The organism is Paracoccus sp. N5, assembly GCF_000371965.1.
Lineage (GTDB): Bacteria > Pseudomonadota > Alphaproteobacteria > Rhodobacterales > Rhodobacteraceae > Paracoccus.
Genome location: NZ_AQUO01000001.1, coordinates 743,958 through 759,044 on the forward strand (window position 1 = coordinate 743,958; position 15,087 = coordinate 759,044).

A 15,087-nucleotide genomic window follows, 5' to 3' on the forward strand; every position below is an offset into this window, starting at 1 on the left:
TTTCCTCCTTCATGGCAACAGGTTGCCGGAAACGCCGGGCGCTGCCCGGCGGCCGGCGGGGATCGTGCGGTGACAGGGCCTCAGGCGGCCTGCTTGCCGGTCTCGACCTGCTGCGGCTGGGATTTGGGCAGGGCCTTGGCCGGGGCGATCTCGATCCGGCGCGGCTTCATCTCTTGGGGGATCTCGCGCCGCAGGTCGATCGTCAGCAGCCCGTTCAGCAGTTCGGCGCCGGTCACCCTGACATGATCGGCGAGTTGGAAGCGCCGGCGGAAGCTGCGCTCGGCAATGCCGCGATGCAGATACTCGCCCTTGTCCTCGCCAGCCTTGCGGCCGGTCACCGTCAGAACGGTCCGTTCCTGCGTGATGGCCAGTTCGTCGGGCGAGAAGCCCGCCACCGCCATGGTGATGCGATAGTCGTCCCCGCCGGTCCTGGCGATGTCATAGGGCGGCCAGTTGTCGACCGTCTCGACCCGGCTTGCCGCTTCCAGCGCGTTCAGCATCCGGTCGAAACCGATGCTCGACCGGTAGAGAGGGGAAAAATCGAAAGTGGTTCTCATAGCCACATCCTCCGTTGAGCAACATGGATACAAGTCTTTCGCCGTGCGGTGCCGTTGCATCCGCCCCGGCATGCCGGCCCCGTTCGAGGCTTCCGGCGATCCACGATTTAGGGCGAGGAAATGGCGGTTCAAGGGGATGAAAGCGCCGCGAATGCGGCCTCTTTCGTGCGCCCGGAAAGCCCCTGTCTGGCTGATAAAAGGCACAGGAAAAGCGCGGGAGACTGTCCGCCGTCAAGCCGGCTAGCGCTGGCCTAAAAAAAGATGAATATCCCCTGCATCCCGTCCAATCGGAATCATGGGAAATGGATCGAGACATCTTCGCGCAACGTTTCGGCCGTAGTGAGAGTCGGCGTTACAGCGAAGAAAGCAGGTGCCCCCGCGCATCCGCTATTTCTTGCGTTTTTTCGCAGGCACGCCGGTGGCGGCGTCTGCCGCCTCTTTCGCCAACCGTGCAGCCTTGAGGGATGCCGTCAGCTCGCTCCTCTTGCGGGCCTGTTCATCGACGATGAGCTTCGCCTCGGAAGTGGTGCGATCCATCGCCGTCAGGGGCGCAGGGTCGCGGAAAAGGTTTCTCGCCTTGGCCAACATACGGGTCTCCCGAAGGGGTTCAGCCCGGCCAGATGGCCAGGCTGTTCGACAGGATCAGGCGAGCGCCAGCCTGCTGGCCGATTCGCGACCATCGCGGCCCGACTCGATTTCGAAGGTCACGGCCTGACCATCCGCAACGCTGTTAAGCCCGGCCCGCTCGAGGGCCGAGATGTGCAGAAACACGTCCTTGCCGCCATGCTCGGGCGCGATGAAGCCGAAGCCCTTGGCGGCGTTGAACCATTTCACGGTGCCATTGGCCATCGTGATATCTCCTTGTGGATTTGTCGCTCGCGGAATGCAGCAACCCGGCCCAGTCAGTTCAGTTCAGTTCAAAAGCAGACCGAAGCCGAAAGGAGACAGGATGCAGAGAGAATCAACGTAGCGCCCCCTGTATGCGCCTTCGCGCCGGATAAAGCAAAACATTCTTGCATCGCATTTGTCCGATGCCTGAATCAATGGAGCCAAACCTGGCTATTTTCCACTTGGCCAGACAAAAATTCCCGGAATCGCTCGAAAACCGATTGATCTGAGAATTTTCGACTGGAACCCGACCATGAGAATGGTGGGACATTATCTTCTGCCCCCATCTTCGGACGCACCTATAGCGTATACCTACTAAGCGCAGGGTTGCGCTTGTACGCCAAGGGCATCGGAATATCCGAGGCACTCGAAAGTCCCGGTAGCTTATCTTTCTTGCGATAGCTCTTGGCCGAGGCCCCACAGCCTGTTCAGGATCGACCAGCTGGCTTTCGGCTGGTCACTCTGCGGAGCATTTCCATTCCCGCACAGGCACCGCCATAGCAGGACCAACCCCGGTCTCAGATCGTCGCCATGCAAGCGGACAAGGGACGTGCGGATTGTGCGATCGAGGTTTCGGGCACGAAACCGGCAGCTTTTGCAGCAGCGATGAAAGCCCGTCGCGCCGATCCCACCGATACAAGGCAGTGCAGGGCGGCATCCAGCTGCTCCAGCGCATGGTGCTGGGCCGTATTGGAAACCGGCCACCTCCTGCGGAGCCAGTATCTCGCCTGCTCGATCGTGCTGAACTTCTGCACTTCGCCGGCAGACGAAATGACGAATGAAAGGGGCGTACCCCAGTGAATTTCCATAATGAAACTTTTCTGTCGGAACGGTCGGAATGGCGGGCAACGCATGCCCACCCTCCTCAAGGAAAAGCGGAGACGGCATGAAGCCGACCCCGCCTGTATTACCCTTCGGCGCTGCTCTCAGGAGAGAACGAGATTCGTTGCCGATTCCCGGCCATTGCGGTCACGCTCGATATCATAGGCGATCGCCTGGCCATCGTTCAAATGATGGATGCCGGCGCGCTCGAGCGCGGAAATATGGATGAAGACATCCTTCGAGCCCGTTTTCGGGGCAATGAAGCCGAAGCCTTTATTGGAGTTGAACCATTTCACGGTGCCATTGGCCATCGTGCTGTTCCTTTCAAAAATACCGCTCACACAGCGCAGCGGCTCGGCAAAGCTGAAGATCGAAGCTGAGCCGCAAGGAACAGGGTCCGAAAACAAGAGATGCAGATCCTATATAGGTCATGCCGGCTGAGTTTACGAGGAAATTCCGGGGATCATGCGATCTCGGCCCATTACCCGTTGTTCGGCAAGGAAAGAATTTGCGACCCGCATCGGCGGAAAATTCCGAAAAGGCCGTTTTTACCGCAGACTCCAAACCTCAGCTTTCGCCCTGTTCCTTGCCGTCCAGTTCCCGGGCGTTCGTTTCCGCTATCGTCTCATGTAGCCGCGAATGGGCGGATTGCCATGCATCGAGCGCGCCCACGGCCTGGTCGAGCGCCTTTCTGTCCGGCCCATCGAATTGGGGAGCCGCCTCCTTGATCGCCCAGTAGAGCCGGCGCACCACCGGGGTCATCCGCTCCAGCCAGGCCAGGACATCCCTCAGGCTCTGCTCCTTGCCGCCGGGGTTGGAATAGACCCCGCCCTGGAGGCCCTGCAGTTCCAGCTCGCTCAAGCGGAGCTCGATATCGATGCTGTCCCTGAGCGTGGTGTAGGTTCTGGGTGAGGTGGTCACCGGCGATGTTCGGTTAAGGTCTGGTTGCTTACGCCAACCCAGAACCGAGAGGACCACCGATGACCACCGACATGATGAACTTCCGCGACCTTGTGGAGAAGGCCCCTGATGCGGACCTGCTGCGCGAGATGATCGGCTTTGCGGCCGAACGGCTGATGGAGCTGGAGGTCGGCGCTGTGACGGGCGCGGCCTATGGCGAGAAGGACCCTGCACGGCGGGCGCAGCGCAACGGCTACCGCGACAGGGACTGGGAGACGCGCGCCGGGACGGTCGAACTGCGTATTCCGAAGCTTCGGAAGGGCAGCTACTTTCCGGGCTTTCTCGAGCCCCGGCGGATGGCCGAGAAGGCGCTAACGGCGGTCATCCAGGAGGCCTACGTTCAGGGTATCTCGACGCGGTCCGTGGACGATCTGGTCAAGGCCATGGGCATGTCGGGGATCAGCAAGAGCCAAGTCTCGCGGCTCTGCGAAGAGATCGACGGCAAGGTGAAGGCGTTTCTGAACCGCCCCCTCGAAGGTGACTGGCCCTATCTCTGGATCGACGCCACCTACCTCAAGGTCCGTCGAGGCGGGCGGATCGTCTCGGTCGCCGTCATCATCGCCATCGGCGTCAACACCGATGGGCGGCGCGAGGTTCTTGGTCTCGAGATCGGCACATCCGAGGCCGAGCCGATCTGGACGGAGTTCCTTCGCAAGCTGACCCGCCGCGGACTGCGCGGGGTGAAGCTCGTCATCAGCGATGCCCACGAAGGCATCAAGGCCGCGGTCTCGAAGGTGCTCAGCGCCACCTGGCAGCGCTGTCGCGTCCACTTCCAGCGCAATGCCCTGGCGCATGCCGGGAAGAGCGGGCGGCGCGTCGTCTCGGCCTTCATCGCCACCGCCTTCGCCCAAGACACCGCCAAGGCCGCCAGCACCCAGTGGCGCGCCGTGGCCGACCAGATCAGGCCCAAGGTGCCGAAGCTGGCCACCCTCATGGATGACGCGGAGCATGACGTCCTGGCCTACATGTCCTTCCCCAAGGAACACCGGGCCAAGCTGCACTCGACCAACCCGATCGAAAGGCTGAACGGCGAGATCAAGCGCCGCACCGACGTCGTCGGAATATTCCCGAATGACGACGCCATCGTCCGCCTCGTCGGGGCTCTGCTCCTCGAACAGAACGATGAATGGACCGTTCAGCGCACCCGCTACATGACGCTGGAAACCATCGCGTCAATGGGCGATGATCCCGTCATCAGCCTGCCCGCAGCGGCATCCTGATCAAGCAGGCCAGCGCCGAACCTAACGGTGACGATCAGCGCCAGCTACACCACTCCGTGGGACAGCATCTCGATATCGCTCAGCCGTTCCTTGATATCTCTGTCGCTGTTCTCGACCAATGAGACCATTTTCGCCCCCTCCCTTTATGCGGTCGCTCCTCTTGGGCCTGCCGGCCCATCGATCACGCCTGATCGGTCGTCGGATCGTCCATGCCGCTCGCAGCACGAACCGGCATGCCGCGCTCGTTCCCGTCCCTTTTCCGACGCCGGCGCACTCCTGCATCATGCTGCGGCTCGGGTCGTTTCTCGGGGGTGCTGGCGATGTCTGCGGAATCCACGGTCTGGGTCTCCCTGTTGCCGGACGAAAAAATTCGAACAGGCACGGCTGATATGGGGTGTCAGGGGGCTGCAGGCCATAGGAGACATGCGCCTATCGACCAACCTCCGGAAAGCCCGAGAAAGAAATCTCGGTGACGACGAGGCGGTTCTGCAACGGCAGGATGAGGTCAGCGCAGTCGATGGCCGTTACGACGAGTTTTGCGTCGGTCGGCTTTTGCGATTCCTATTCAGGCGCGGGATCGGTTCTTTCCGCTGCCGCGTCGATCCGGTCGGCCCATTCGATCAGCAATCGCGCTGCGCCGAAATCTCCGTGCCTGTCGCGCTTCTGGGCGGCGAGAGCGAGATGTTCCCGCAGATCCGTCGTCATGAGCAGGCCGGGCCGCTCGGTGGCCAGAAAGAGCATTTGCAGCAGGTGCTCTATGGCGGCTTCGTATTGATCCGGGCTTTCGATTGCCACCTTCCTGCCTTCCATCGGTTGCTGCCTGGCGACTCGTGTCAGGCGATTGCTGGTTGCCCCAAAGGACGAAGACCGGATACCCGTTTTGCAGCGGTATCGGCCGGCTTGACCGTCAGCATGGCTGGCGCGTGTCGCGTCACCAGTCCCGGAACCGCTCGAACAGCCCGGACGTGCAGGATCTGATCGGAATGAGCCGGGTTGTTCCGTCGTCATGGACGAGCTTCACCAGATCCCCATTCTGGAAATGGCGGATCCCCTCAAGATGCCACGGCGGCTGAGCAAAGATTTCGGTAGCTCCGGTGAGCGCGTCGGTCAGGGCAACACGTTTGGTCATGGAAACCTCGCTATCTGGACGAGCGAAAACGGCGGACCTGGATCCGCCGCTTCACCTTCCAGCTTTTGAATGCCGCATACCAGCGCAGATTTGGACCACGCCTTGGTGCGGCAATTTACCGGAAGATCGGGGGTCCGCAGGTTTCCGCCCGCTTCGCCTTTCGAATGGCAGCCGGCCGTCATCTGTGGTCAGCAGGCTTCCGCATGGGGTCGTCTTTCGGATCGTTGTCGCCCTGCTGCGGGGCTTCCGGCAGCTCGCCCTGCTGGCCCTGACGGGTGTCCCTCGGGTCCAGAGTGTCGTTCTTTGGGCCGGTGCCCACAATGGGGTCCTCCATGGCACCGCCCGGAGATCCCGCTCGGATGAACAAGACATGGGGTCGAAGGGGTGGAATTGCGCCCTCCGGATCGAAACTATCGTGCAAGCTGGTCATATGGCTGGAAAGAATGTTGCGCCGGTCTGGTGGCACCTAAAGCGCCGCCAGCGTCGTTACCGACCGTCGGGGTCCGCGCCCTCGAGATACGATGATGTCACGTCAGCTATTTCCTCCGCGCGTCCAGGACATGGGTAACGAGACTTTACAGATGCTGAACTGCGTCCGCTTCAAGGTTGACCTTCCGCGGATTCCCCGAGCAGCCGTCGTCGAGACGCACCTGCTGGCTTGACAACATCAGGTCTCACCTTCATTGTCTCAACATATCTTGAGTGGTTGATTCGATGGAAGAGCAACGCGCCCTTGCCGGCTTCGCGGCGCTGTCGCAGGAGACCCGGCTGCGCATCGTCCGGCTGCTGGTCAAGGCCGGGCCGGAGGGCATGGCGGCCGGGGCCATCGGCGAGGCCCTGGGCGGTGCCAGCACCTCGCGACTGTCGTTTCACCTGACCCATCTCGAACATGCCGGGCTGATCCGGTCCCGGCGCGAGGGGCGCTTCATCATCTACAGCGCCGTCTTTGCGACATTGGCCGGACTGATCGCATTCCTGATGCGCGATTGCTGCGACGGCCACCCCGAGATCTGCGCGCCGGTCGCGGCCGCGCTGTCCTGTTCCTGTGAACCCAGCAAGGATGCCCTGCATGGCTGACGCCTCGCCTCGTGTCTTCAACGTGCTGTTTCTCTGCACCGGCAACTCTGCCCGCTCGCTCATCGCCGAAAGCGTGCTGCGCAAGGAGGGCGGCGCGCGGTTCCGCGCCTTCTCGGCCGGCAGCCAGCCGAAGGGAGAGGTGCATCCGCGGACCCTGAAGATCCTGCAGAACTACCATTACCCGACCGAAGGGCTGCGCTCGAAAAGCTGGGACGAATTCGCCGCGCCCGATGCGCCGGTGATGGATTTCGTCTTCACCGTTTGCGACGACGCGGCGGGCGAGGCCTGTCCCTATTGGCCGGGCCAGCCGATGACGGCGCATTGGGGCCTTCCAGACCCGGCAGCCGCGACCGGCAGCGAGTTGCAGCGCGACATGGCCTTCATCGAGACGCTGCGCTACATGAAGGCGCGCATCCAGGCCTTTGCCGCCCTGCCGATCGGCACCCTGGACCGCGCCAGCCTCGTCTCCAGGCTGCACGAGATCGGATGCTCCGAAGGCACAAGCGAGGCAGGAGACAGCATGGACGTCGTGATCTATCACAACCCGGACTGCGGCACTTCGCGCAACGTGCTGGCGCTGATCCGCAATGCCGGGATCGAGCCGCATGTGGTGGAATACCTCAAGACGCCGCCCTCGCGCGCGATGTTGGAGCAGCTTATCGCCCGCATGGGCATCGCGCCGCGCGATCTGCTGCGCCAGCAGGGTACGCCTTATGCCGAGCTTGGCCTGGACGACCCGGCGCTGACCGACGCCGCGCTGATCGAGGCGATGCTGGCGCATCCGGTGCTGATCAACCGGCCCATCGTGGTCAGCCCCAGGGGCGTGCGGCTCTGCCGGCCCTCGGAGCAGGTGCTGGACCTGCTGCCGCCGCAGCGCGCCGCCTTCAGCAAGGAGGATGGCGAGCCAGTCGTGGATGCCCAAGGCAACCGCATTCGCCCGGCCTGAAAGGAACAGATGATGCCCCCCGACAGCCCGGCCCGCCGGCTTTCCTTTCTCGACCGCTACCTGACGCTCTGGATCTTCGCGGCCATGGCGCTCGGCATCCTGCTGGGCACGCTGTTCACCGGTCTGCCGGATGCGCTGAACGCCATGGCGGTCGGCTCGACCAATATCCCCATCGCCATCGGGCTGATCCTGATGATGTATCCGCCGCTGGCGAAGGTCCGCTACGAGGACCTGCCCCGGGTCTTTGCCGACCGGCGCGTGCTGGTGCTGTCGCTGGTGCAGAACTGGCTGATCGGGCCGGTGCTGATGTTCGCCTTAGCGGTGATCTTCCTGCGCGACCAGCCGGAATACATGACCGGGCTGATCCTGATCGGCCTGGCGCGCTGCATTGCCATGGTGCTGGTCTGGAACCAGCTGGCGCGCGGCGACGGGCAATATGTCGCCGGGCTGGTGGCCTTCAACTCGATCTTCCAGATCCTGTTCTTCTCGACCTATGCCTGGTTGTTCCTGACCGTGCTGCCGCCGCTGTTCGGGCTGGAGGGCAGCGTGATCGACGTGGGTTTCCGGACGGTGACCGAGGCGGTGCTGATCTACCTGGGCATCCCCTTCGCCGCCGGGTTCCTGACCCGGCATGTGCTGATCCGGCGCAGGGGAGAGGAATGGTATCGCGAGGCATTCCTGCCGAGGATCAGCCCGATCACGCTGGCCGCGCTGCTTTTCACCATCGTCGCGATGTTCAGCCTGAAGGGTGGCGATGTCGTGCGCCTGCCGCTCGACACTGTCAGGATCGCCGTGCCGCTGGTGCTGTATTTCGCCATCCAGTTCGTCGTCAGCTTCGCCATGGGCCGCCTGATCGCCCGGGACTATCCGCGCAGCACCGCCATCGCCTTCACCGCCGCCGGCAACAACTTCGAGCTGGCCATCGCCGTCGCCATCGCCGCCTATGGGCTGGCCTCGCCCGTGGCCTTCGCCGCGGTCATCGGCCCGCTGGTCGAGGTGCCGGTGCTGATCCTTCTGGTCAACGCCGCCCTGTGGCTGGGCCGCCGCTGGTTCCCCGAAGCAACCCCGCAAGAGGCCCGCGCATGATCCCCGACCTGCCGAACCTGTCGCCCGACTGCCTGCGCGCGCCCGCGATTCCCGACCTGCCGCGAGCAACCCATCCGCCGCGCATCCTGCTGCTCTACGGCTCGCTGCGCGAACGCTCCTACAGCCGCTTCGCCACGCTGGAGGCCGAGCGCCTGCTGCGGCATTTCGGTTGCGAGACGCGGGTGTTCCACGCCAACGGCCTGCCGCTGCCCGAGGATGCCGACCCGTCGCATCCGAAGGTGCAGGAGTTGCGCGACCTGTGCCTGTGGTCCGAAGGCCAGGTCTGGACCAGCCCGGAACGCCATGGGGCGATGACCGGGGTGATGAAGGCGCAGATCGACTGGATCCCGCTGTCGATGGGCGCGATCCGGCCAACGCAGGGCCGCACGCTGGCGGTGATGCAGGTCTCGGGCGGCTCGCAAAGCTTCAACGCGGTGAACCAGATGCGGGTGCTGGGCCGCTGGATGCGGATGCTGACGATCCCGAACCAGTCCTCGGTCGCCAGGGCGTATCAGGAGTTCGACGAGGCCGGGCGGATGCGGCCGTCGAGCTATTACGACCGCATCGTCGACGTGATGGAGGAACTGGTGAAGTTCACCCTGCTGACCCGCGACCTGTCGGCCTTCCTGACCGACCGCTACAGCGAGCGCAAGGAGACGGCCGCAAAGCTTGAGGAACGGCTGAACCTCAAGGCCGCGACATGAGGCTGGAGAGGCGCGATATCGGGGAGCGATCGCGAGATGCACCCGGATCGCGCCGTAAAGGGCGACCGAACCGGGTCTGAACCGGGCAACCGTCTTGACATTCCATCGTCGCCGTCGGAATTTTCCGGCATGGGGTCTTGCGACGCCCCACGAGGCGCCAGCCGAAGTTCGCGTTCCATTCCGACAACTCACTCAATGGAGGGAACGCAGATGCCTGCGCCTGACGCCATAACCTGCGACAAGCTCGCCAAGCTGATCGGCACCGCACGATGCCCCGTCGTCGTCGACGTGCGCCGGGCGGATGCGAGAGACGCCGAACCCCGTCTCATCCCCTCCGCCCGATGGCTGGCTGAGGATGAAATCACCCCTGCGGCGCTTTCGGAACTGGCCCGCAGCCTGGATCGTCCGGTGGTGGTCCTATGCGCCGAGGGACACGGGCGCAGTCAGGGCGTCGCCGCCTGGCTGCGCCATGAAGGGGTCGCAGCCGAGTATCTGGAGGGAGGCATGGCGGCATGGCTCGCCGCCGGCCTGCCACTCGTCACGACCACAAGGATCACCGGCCATGATCCGCAGGGCCGCAGCCTGTGGGTCACACGGGCGCGGCCCAAGATCGATCGCATCGCCTGCCCCTGGCTGATCCGGCGCTTCATCGATCCACGGGCGGTGTTTCTGTTCGTCGCCCCGGCCGAGGTGCCCGCAGTGGCCGAGCGGTTCGGCGCCATGCCCTTCGATGTCGAAGGCGTGTTCTGGAGCCATCGCGGCGAGGACTGCACCTTCGACGCGCTGCTGAAGGAAACCCGGTTGAGCATCCCGGCGCTCGACCGGCTGGCTTTGATCGTGCGCGGCGCGGATACCGCCCGCCTGGACCTCGCCCCCGAAGCGGCAGGTTTGCTTGCGGCGTCCCTGGGCCTGTCGCGGATGTATTCCGACGATCTGGAACAACTCGATGCCGGATTGCAGCTCTATGACGCTTTCTACCGTTGGGCGCGCGATGCCACGGACGAGATCCACAACTGGCCCACCAACGCCAGGGGTACGGGCCGGGGCGCGACATGAAGCGGCGTGATGGATTTCCCACGCTGGGCCAGGCCACCGGGGTCTGGGCCAGGATCGCCGCGCTGAGTTTCGGCGGGCCGGCCGGCCAGATCGCGGTGATGCACCGGATACTGGTCGATGAGCGGAAATGGCTCGGGGATGCGCGATTCCTCCATGCCCTGAACTTCTGCATGCTGTTGCCCGGTCCCGAGGCGCAGCAGATGGCGACCTATATCGGCTGGCTGATGCACGGCGTGCGCGGCGCGCTGATCGCGGGGATGCTGTTCATCCTGCCGGGTTTCATCGCCATGATGGTGCTGAGCTGGGTCTACGCGCTCTATGGCGATGTGCCGGTTGTGACCGCGCTGTTCTTCGGGCTGAAGGCCGCGGTGCTGGCGATCGTGCTGCAAGCGGTGTTCCGCATCGGCAAACGCGCGCTGAAGAACAATGTCATGCTCGGCCTGGCCGCCGCGTCCTTCCTGGCCATCTTCCTGTTCGATGCACCCTTCCCGGTGATCGTGGCGCTGGCGGCGGCCATCGGCTGGATCGGGGCAAAGGCCGGGATTGCGGCCTTCCGGGGCGGCGGCGGACATGGCTCGACAGGTGGCGCATATGTCAGCGACGCCGACACAATCCTTGGCGAAGAACTTGACCTTCCGCCCTCGGCGCGCAGAAACGCCTTTCGCGCGGGATGGGTGGCGGTCGCGCTCTGGCTGTTGCCGGTGGCGCTGCTGGTCGCCCTGGTACCGGGCAGCGTCTTCACCGACATCGCGCTCTATTTCTCGAAACTCGCGGTGCTGACCTTCGGCGGGGCCTATGCCGTGCTGGCCTGGGTCGCGCAGGAGGCGGTCGGCAGCTATGGCTGGCTGCAGCCGGGTGAGATGCTCGACGGTCTCGGCATGGCCGAAACCATGCCGGGGCCGCTGATCAAGGTGCTGCAATTCGTTGGTTTCATGGGGGCAATGCGCGAGGCCGGATGGGCCATGCCGCTGCTGGCGGCAACGCTCGGGGGCATCCTGACGACATGGGTGACCTTCGCGCCCTGCTTCGCGTGGATTCTGCTCGGGGCACCGTTCATGGAAGGGCTGCGGGAAAACCGGGCGCTCGCGGCGGCGCTGGCTTCGGTCACCGCGGCGGTCGTGGGGGTGATCCTCAATCTCGCGATATGGTTCGCGATCCATGTGGCCTGGCGCGAAGTCGAGCCTTTCAATTGGGGGCCGGTCTCGACCAGCGTTCCGGTGCTGGAAACACTGGATGGGTGGGCGATGGCCCTTTCGGCGCTGGCGATCCTCGCGGTGTTCCGTCTGAAGCTCGGCATCGGCCTCGTGCTTGGTGGTGCGGCACTGGCGGGCCTCGGCCTGCACCTGGCCGGGGCGATCTGACGGCGGATGGCGAGGCCGCTGCCCGAACCCCGAAGAAACCCGGCTATCCGCGATGCCAGGGCGGATGCGGGTCGCCCACGATCAGTTGATGGTGGTGCCTGCCCTGGCCCGCATCACATGGGGATGGTCGGGCGGCATGGTAACGGGCAACGTGACGCTCACCTTGCAGCTCGGTGGCGAGTACAGCCGGTTGACCACACCTGGGAATAGTGAACGGAACATCCGGGGCCGATCACTTGCGCCGGATCAGTTCCAACGGCAGCAATGGACTCTCGAGCAACATGCTGCGGGACAGCAAGTGGCAGGTTTGGCTGAGCCGGGCGATCTGCCCCCGGACAGGCAAGGTGCGGCCCATAGCGGTCGGTCAAGTGCTGTCCTTGCTGCGCGGCGGCATTCCCGGAAGCGGACACTCAACAGGTTCCGCAGCAAGTTCCCGGTCATCATGGTAGTGATACGGAACTTTCTGCTGATCGCCGCGGTAGAGGCTAGTGTCTGCTTTGGACTGATACTGTTGAGAAACCCTGTTGCCGGGCGCCCTTCAGGCTGGTTCACTTCTGATAAGCATGGGGTTAAGGTTTTTGTACGCGAAGGGCGTGAGGCGGAGCAAAGCCCACGAAGCTGATCTGGTTTGTCGGCGCAGCGAAATGCCGGTTCGGCTTTTTCCATCGAAATCATTTTCGTCGCAGGTATGATCGGCGCATCAAAAGAGACTCGGAGACATCTACCTTGATCGCGGATATGAGGGCTAAGTGTATGCGCGTCCGGCGCTATGGGGTTGTCGCGCAATGACTTCGCTGCGTCCCAATCTGGTCAAACGCATAGATCGCCTGCCCAAGCCATCGAATGTCGCGGCGGCCATGCAGCCCCTTTTCGAGGCGATCAGCAACTCGATCCACTCAGTGCAGGCCAAGTTCGGCCATAACGTAACGTCCAAGGGGCGCATCGTCGTCACGGTCAGCACTGATCGCAAGAAGGAGAACGTTTGGGCTACGGTCGAGGACAACGGCGTCGGCCTCGATGAGCGGAATTGGGAGTCGTTTACCACTACCGACAGCGACAACAAGATTCTGATCGGCGGCAAGGGTGTTGGACGGCTACTTTGGCTCGATTGCTTTCGGCAAACCCAGGCTATGAGCGTCTTCGATGACGAAGACGGCGTGCGCAAAGAGCGGCGCTTCGCGTTCGTGTTGGCCAACGAGGACCAGATCCAGAACCACGTCATCGAGGCCGCGGCCCCCGGCCGCGAAACTTCGTTCCACGTCAAGTTTACCGGGCTACGCGACAACGCTTATTTCAACAAGTTCCCCGGTCGCGACAGTTTCGTCTTCCAGCACCTGACCTCTCATTTTCTGCCGACCTTCATCAGCGGCCGGTGTCCCCAGGTCACGGTGCTGGTCGGCGACGAAACCCGTCACTTTCCCGCTGACATCGACAAAATCGTCCATCGCAAGCAGACGGCTCTGAGGCTTGAGACCGAAGCATACGGTACGCTCTTCCTTACCCTGATGGAATGCGACAAGGTCGCCAGCGCCGACCTGAAGGGCTCGCACTTCGTGCACTTCATCGCTCACGACCGCACGGTCCACTCCCAGAGCATCGATGGCAAGCTGGGGCTTAAGTATTTTGGCGAGAACAACGATCGTGTTTTCCATGCCATCCTGACCGGTGAATTTCTGGATCAAAACGTCAACCAGGAGCGGACAGCGTTCATGTTCGAAGACGCCGTGCTTGAGCGAATCATCAACGACGTCTGCACCGATCATATCGAGGCGTTCCTCGCCGAGCCGTTGTCCAAGCTAAGTGGTGAGCAGCGCATCAAGATCGAGGAGATCACCGAGACCTACCCTTCGGTGGCGTTCGGTAACACCGCCGAACTACAATCTAAGCTGCCTTCTGGCGAACTAAATGGCGACGCGATCTACGGCCATCTCTCGCGCGAGCGTTTCCGTCGCGATCAGCGCCAAGCCGAAAAGATCCGTACGGTCTTGACCCGACTCAAGGACGGCGCGGCCGACGTGTCATCGTTCTCGGGGGCGATCGCCGAAGCGGGCAAGGCGCTGGAGGATTCCGAACAGCGCAGTCTTGCTGAGTATGTCGTGCGTCGCAAGGTGGTGCTGGATTTCATCGAAATCCTTTTGGAGAAGGTTCGCGACGATACGCGCGACAGTGCCTACCAGCGCGAAGATGTCCTGCACTCCTTCATCTGCCCGTTGCGCGTCAACACCCTGGAGGATGGCAGCCGCAAGGTCGAGGCCGCCGCATCGCACGACCTCTGGATCGTCGATGAGCGACTGACGTTCGCGCAGTACTTCAGCTCCGACGAGGAGTTCTCGGTCTTGTCGGACGCGATTGAAAGTGACGAGCGGCCCGATGTCCTGATCTTCGATCATGTCCACGGCTTGCGCCAAGTCGAAGAGCCCTCGAAGGTCTTACTAGGTCATGTTGACAAATGGCGGAGCCAGAGGCGGATCGACGTGATGTCGATGAAGCCCAGGAAGCTTTCGGCGGTCTTGTCGTAGCGGGTGGCGACGCGACGGGCATTGTTGAGCTTGTTGAAGCACCGCTCAACGAGATTGCGCAGGCGGTAGAGCCTGCGGTCAACGGCGACCCGTAGCTTCCGGGTTTTGCGCATGGGGATGACCGGCACCACGTCGCGCACCTCCATGGTCTTGCGGATGTTGTCGGAGTCGTAGCCGCGGTCTGCGAGCAGAACGCTTGGCTCGGGCAGGTTGTCAGCCATGACCAGATCGAAGCCGAGGTAGTCCGATGTCTGCCCGGCCGTGATCTCGGTTCTCATGGGCAGGCCTGCCGCATTGACCCGCAGATGGATCTTGGTCGTGAAGCCACCTCGCGAGCGGCCGAAACCTTGGCGCGGAGTCCCCCTTTTGCGCCCGCTGCCTGATGATGAGCGCGAACCACGGTGCTGTCGATCATCTGCAGCGCATCCGGCACGATCCGGCTCTCGTTCAGCGCCTCCAGGATCTGTTCCCACAGCCCCGCCAACGTCCAGCGCCGGAACTGCCGATAGACAGACGACCATTTGCCGAACTCTTCCGGCAGGTCGCGCCAGGGCGACCCCGTTCGGGCGATCCAGAAAATCCCATCCAGAACAAGCCGATGGTTCGTGGGCTTGCGGCCGTTCGGAGAACGGACAGCCAGGATGAAGCGTTCAAAGAACGCCCACTCGTCGTTCGACATCAGGTTTCGTGCCACGCTGGTCTCCATTGCAGATACCAGCTTGAATCACGATCACCGCGCCCGGTGAATCCCTTTTGTCAACA

Annotated in this window: 17 protein-coding genes and 2 pseudogenes; 9 read left to right on the plus strand and 10 right to left on the minus strand. The window is 63.1% G+C overall.

Annotated elements, in window-relative coordinates; translation table 11 throughout:
• Positions 1 to 80 precede the first annotated feature (80 nt).
• The 6 genes from PARN5_RS0103745 to PARN5_RS0103770 all read right to left on the minus strand — a co-directional run bounded on the left by PARN5_RS0103745 (position 81) and on the right by PARN5_RS0103770 (position 3,188).
• Entirely contained in the window at positions 81 to 557 is a 477-nt protein-coding gene (locus PARN5_RS0103745; protein WP_017998449.1) for an Hsp20 family protein, read from the minus strand.
• Between the two features lie 387 nt (positions 558 to 944).
• Entirely contained in the window at positions 945 to 1,145 is a 201-nt protein-coding gene (locus PARN5_RS0103750; protein WP_011749412.1) for a hypothetical protein, read from the minus strand.
• 54 nt (positions 1,146 to 1,199) lie between these two features.
• Complete coding sequence (locus PARN5_RS0103755; protein ID WP_011749411.1) at positions 1,200 to 1,406, minus strand: cold-shock protein; 207 nt, start codon at positions 1,404 to 1,406, stop codon at positions 1,200 to 1,202.
• A 557-nt stretch (positions 1,407 to 1,963) separates the two neighbouring features.
• A complete protein-coding gene (locus PARN5_RS0103760; RefSeq protein ID WP_010400435.1) occupies positions 1,964 to 2,254 on the minus strand; it encodes a DUF982 domain-containing protein in 291 nt (96 codons plus the stop codon).
• A gap of 117 nt (positions 2,255 to 2,371) precedes the next feature.
• Positions 2,372 to 2,578 (minus strand): cold-shock protein, encoded by a 207-nt coding sequence (locus tag PARN5_RS0103765; protein ID WP_017998450.1) that lies wholly within the window; start codon positions 2,576 to 2,578, stop codon positions 2,372 to 2,374.
• A 256-nt stretch (positions 2,579 to 2,834) separates the two neighbouring features.
• The gene (locus tag PARN5_RS0103770; RefSeq protein WP_017998451.1) at positions 2,835 to 3,188 is read right to left on the minus strand and encodes a hypothetical protein; all 354 of its coding nucleotides are present in this window, start codon (positions 3,186 to 3,188) and stop codon (positions 2,835 to 2,837) included.
• Positions 3,189 to 3,247: 59 nt separating this feature from the next.
• On the opposite strand from PARN5_RS0103770, the gene PARN5_RS0103775 reads away from it, so the two are divergent.
• On the plus strand, positions 3,248 to 4,447 hold the full coding sequence (locus tag PARN5_RS0103775; RefSeq protein WP_017998081.1) for an IS256 family transposase: 1,200 nt from the start codon (positions 3,248 to 3,250) through the stop codon (positions 4,445 to 4,447).
• Between the two features lie 561 nt (positions 4,448 to 5,008).
• On the opposite strand, the gene PARN5_RS0103785 is transcribed toward PARN5_RS0103775, so the two are convergent.
• Positions 5,009 to 5,257: a hypothetical protein gene (locus PARN5_RS0103785; RefSeq protein WP_017998452.1), complete on the minus strand. Its 249-nt coding sequence runs from the start codon at positions 5,255 to 5,257 to the stop codon at positions 5,009 to 5,011.
• A 121-nt stretch (positions 5,258 to 5,378) separates the two neighbouring features.
• Positions 5,379 to 5,576 carry a hypothetical protein gene (locus PARN5_RS0103790; RefSeq protein WP_010400443.1) on the minus strand — a complete coding sequence of 66 codons (198 nt, stop codon included), beginning with the start codon at positions 5,574 to 5,576 and terminating at the stop codon, positions 5,379 to 5,381.
• A 714-nt stretch (positions 5,577 to 6,290) separates the two neighbouring features.
• Here PARN5_RS0103790 and PARN5_RS0103800 point away from each other — a divergent pair.
• The 8 genes and pseudogenes from PARN5_RS0103800 to PARN5_RS0103840 all read left to right on the plus strand — a co-directional run bounded on the left by PARN5_RS0103800 (position 6,291) and on the right by PARN5_RS0103840 (position 14,325).
• On the plus strand, positions 6,291 to 6,653 hold the full coding sequence (locus PARN5_RS0103800) for a metalloregulator ArsR/SmtB family transcription factor (protein ID WP_010400452.1): 363 nt from the start codon (positions 6,291 to 6,293) through the stop codon (positions 6,651 to 6,653).
• Positions 6,646 to 7,140, plus strand: a pseudogene (locus PARN5_RS24770) (arsenate reductase ArsC); the annotation flags it as partial. The gene PARN5_RS0103800 and the pseudogene PARN5_RS24770, both read left to right, overlap by 8 nt.
• 33 nt (positions 7,141 to 7,173) lie before the next feature.
• A complete protein-coding gene (gene arsC, locus PARN5_RS24775) occupies positions 7,174 to 7,599 on the plus strand; it encodes an arsenate reductase (glutaredoxin) (protein WP_026155446.1) in 426 nt (141 codons plus the stop codon).
• A gap of 12 nt (positions 7,600 to 7,611) precedes the next feature.
• The gene (gene arsB, locus PARN5_RS0103815) at positions 7,612 to 8,685 is read left to right on the plus strand and encodes an ACR3 family arsenite efflux transporter (protein WP_026155154.1); all 1,074 of its coding nucleotides are present in this window, start codon (positions 7,612 to 7,614) and stop codon (positions 8,683 to 8,685) included.
• On the plus strand, positions 8,682 to 9,389 hold the full coding sequence (gene arsH, locus PARN5_RS0103820) for an arsenical resistance protein ArsH (RefSeq protein WP_017998456.1): 708 nt from the start codon (positions 8,682 to 8,684) through the stop codon (positions 9,387 to 9,389). The genes arsB and arsH overlap by 4 nt, the downstream gene beginning before the upstream one ends.
• Before the next feature lie 210 nt (positions 9,390 to 9,599).
• The gene (locus PARN5_RS0103825; RefSeq protein ID WP_026155155.1) at positions 9,600 to 10,445 is read left to right on the plus strand and encodes a sulfurtransferase/chromate resistance protein; all 846 of its coding nucleotides are present in this window, start codon (positions 9,600 to 9,602) and stop codon (positions 10,443 to 10,445) included.
• Positions 10,442 to 11,806: a chromate efflux transporter gene (chrA, locus tag PARN5_RS0103830; protein WP_017998458.1), complete on the plus strand. Its 1,365-nt coding sequence runs from the start codon at positions 10,442 to 10,444 to the stop codon at positions 11,804 to 11,806. The genes PARN5_RS0103825 and chrA overlap by 4 nt, the downstream gene beginning before the upstream one ends.
• A gap of 785 nt (positions 11,807 to 12,591) precedes the next feature.
• Complete coding sequence (locus tag PARN5_RS0103840; RefSeq protein WP_198289565.1) at positions 12,592 to 14,325, plus strand: ATP-binding protein; 1,734 nt, start codon at positions 12,592 to 12,594, stop codon at positions 14,323 to 14,325.
• Here PARN5_RS0103840 and PARN5_RS23270 read toward each other — a convergent pair.
• Together PARN5_RS23270 and PARN5_RS24780 are read right to left on the minus strand one after the other, a co-directional pair.
• The gene (locus PARN5_RS23270; RefSeq protein WP_232419300.1) at positions 14,244 to 14,846 is read right to left on the minus strand and encodes an IS5 family transposase; all 603 of its coding nucleotides are present in this window, start codon (positions 14,844 to 14,846) and stop codon (positions 14,244 to 14,246) included. The two genes, PARN5_RS0103840 and PARN5_RS23270, sit on opposite strands and share 82 nt — an antisense overlap.
• Positions 14,744 to 15,031: pseudogene (locus tag PARN5_RS24780) on the minus strand (transposase); the annotation flags it as partial. The pseudogene PARN5_RS24780 and the gene PARN5_RS23270, both read right to left, overlap by 103 nt.
• Positions 15,032 to 15,087: the final 56 nt, after the last annotated feature.